3 protein-coding genes are annotated in these 2,728 nt (G+C 28.9%); 1 reads left to right on the forward strand and 2 read right to left on the reverse strand.

Annotated elements, in window-relative coordinates; translation table 11 throughout:
• Nucleotides 1-323 precede the first annotated feature (323 nt).
• Nucleotides 324-524, forward strand: coding sequence for a cold-shock protein (locus CN601_RS22025; RefSeq protein WP_098172367.1), 201 nt, complete (start codon nt 324-326; stop codon nt 522-524).
• A gap of 327 nt (nt 525-851) precedes the next feature.
• Here the strand turns inward: CN601_RS22025 and CN601_RS22030 are convergent, their stop codons facing one another.
• Nucleotides 852-1,145: a hypothetical protein gene (locus tag CN601_RS22030; protein ID WP_098121186.1), complete on the reverse strand. Its 294-nt coding sequence runs from the start codon at nt 1,143-1,145 to the stop codon at nt 852-854.
• Nucleotides 1,146-1,835: 690 nt separating this feature from the next.
• Nucleotides 1,836-2,728: SpoVR family protein (locus tag CN601_RS22035; protein ID WP_179865647.1), on the reverse strand; the 893-nt coding region annotated here is incomplete at its 5' end.

A 2,728-nucleotide genomic window follows, 5' to 3' on the forward strand; every position in this document is an offset into this window, starting at 1 on the left:
ATAATACTCTTTATTTTTAATAGTAAAAATTATCAAATCTGAAAATGAAATGATAGCGAAAATAATCATTAAAATAGTCATGTTGACTCCTCTTTTTTTACATTAGCATCTCATTCCTTGTTCAACTAAACTGCCATTTAGCTGCATACGAAAAACGATCCTTCGTTATTGAAGAATCGCATGCGTTAGTTGCATAAGTAGGTTTTATTAATTAGTTATATAAATTAGAAATGTCCTTTTATTTAGGATAATTTGATTATCACTAACTATTATGTTAATATTGAAATATTAATGTGTGTAAATCGCACTAGGAGGCAACAAAAATGGAACATGGTAAAGTAAAATGGTTTAATGCAGATAAAGGTTTTGGATTCATCGAGCGTGAAAATGGAGATGATGTATTCGTACATTTCTCAGCTATTCAAACTGATGGTTTCAAATCATTAGATGAAGGCCAAGCTGTTACATTTAATGTAGAGTCAGGTCAACGTGGACCTCAAGCGACTAATGTAAAAAAAGCATAATTAACTAAAAATTAGTCAGATTCTACTTGATAGAATCTGACTTTATTTATGTCTTATAAAATTAAAAACCCCTATTCGAAAATAGAATAAGGGTAAAATCAAACGTGGATGTCGGTAAAGCAAATGGTTAAAGCTATTATATCTCAAATAAAATGAAGTTACAAATTACTAATAAATTTCTTCTAAAAAAGACAGTTTGGATAAAGTTTAATTAACTTAGATGATAGATTCCAATTCAACTTATGCATGTGTTAGTTAAATAAGACCACTTTAAAAGCCATATCAAATGATATGACTTTTAAAGTGGTGAAACGTCACCTAGTCTTATTATTTATTTCGTTGTTTTTTATTTCGTTCTACAAATAAATGATATTCTTGAAATTCATCTTCAAGTTTATCTAGTATTCTACCAGTTGTATGTTCATCAGATAATTTTTGACAATACATTTCTAATAAGAATTTTCCTGCTTTATAATTTATAAGAAAAATCGGATAATCAGATTCATATCTGTTATTTTTTTTCCCTTCTACTAAAAAATGTTGAGTCATCTTTTCACCAAAGATTTTTATATGAAGTTTTACTAAATCATCATATTTTTCTTTCTCTTCCTGGTTAAACATTTGTATTTCCCCCTATGTGTTCTTATTGAACTAACGCATGCGTTAGTTGAACAACAATCTGTTAATTTTCTTTATCACTTAAGAAAGCTAAATCAAAAATAAGTTATGCCTAAATAAAACCCTAAAGTTTTAGAAAGCTTCAATAGAAATCTAGTTAAATTTTTCTGTTTCAATTAGAGATGTTCTATCATTTTATTTTTCTTATTATTTTGCTCGTCTAAAATTAATAAACAAAAAATGGCTAAAGCATTAATTACAATTGCAACAAATAAAAAGGTAATATAATACATAAAATTCTCCAATAATTTAAATTCTGATTAGTTGAAAGATACTAATATAAGGATTATAAAATTACAATTTTCTTTAATTTATATTAATTATAACTTAATATTTGTATTTGTAATTTGGGATAATTTGGCTATTACCTCATAAAAATTAGCTGCCAATGGCAACCCAAGATCTTGAACTAAAGCAATGCGTTAGTTCAAGAGGACAAGAAAACGCCTGTTTAAAATCACGACAGGCAAGTAAAAAAAGTCCCGTATTTCACTTCTGATATTATATAGATTTAGCTCAAAATGTGGAGAGTACTTGTTTGGTTGTGGCATGGATAATGGTAATCAACATATCTCTTTTTAAACAACAAGGTTTACGAAAACAGCTAAAATAAAAAAACGTCTAAACAGGCATTTACAAAGTTTTACGATTTATATTATTGCCGTCATAACTAAATAATACAGCTTTTCCATCCATTTTTGTCTCAATATGAGTCGGTCTTCCCCATAATTGGAATATATATGGTAAAACTTTTTCAAGATATTTAAGATCTAATTCAATTTCTTCAAATGAATGATTTAAATACAATTCACCATTTTTTTGATAGTCTCCATCATTTACAGTAATATAGGGGTATCCTCCATTCGTACGCATGTTTACCAATTGATCACGTACATTCACCCAACTTTTATCATTAACCTTATATTCTTTTCCCTGTTTATTAAACAAGTACAAGTCTTTGTTCATAACAAATTCTTTTGATAAATAGTTTCTAATAAAACTAGTATCTGATTCAAGCTCGCGTACTTCAAAAATTTTTTCAGTTCCAGAACCAACTTTCACCCCATATTGTTTCATTTCTTCAGATGGATTGTTATATCTTTCTTCAATATCCTCAAACATTTTCAGTCCAAAATAGTAAGGGTTTATACTTGTCTTCGAGGTCTGTAGTACACTTGCATTCAGTTTTGCAAATTCAATTGATTCACCTGATGTTAAATCTAACTCTCTCAAAATACGTTGATGCCAAAGACTAGCCCATCCCTCATTCATAATTTTTGTTTCGAGCTGTGGCCAAAAATAAAGCATTTCCTCTCGTAACATTGTTAAAATGTCTCGTTGCCACTCTTCTAATTCGCGACTAAAATGTTGAATAAATAGTAAAAGATCCTTTTCAGGTTGTGGTGGGAATTTCTTTTTTGGAGGTTTTACAGGAGCAATGTTTTCTCTTTTATTATCTAAATTCCATAAATCATCATATGGTCCTACTCGAGAAACGGTGGGGATCATATCATCTTCTAATTGCC

The sequence above is a fragment of the Bacillus sp. AFS017336 genome, from assembly GCF_002555445.1.
GTDB lineage: Bacteria > Bacillota > Bacilli > Bacillales > Bacillaceae_G > Gottfriedia.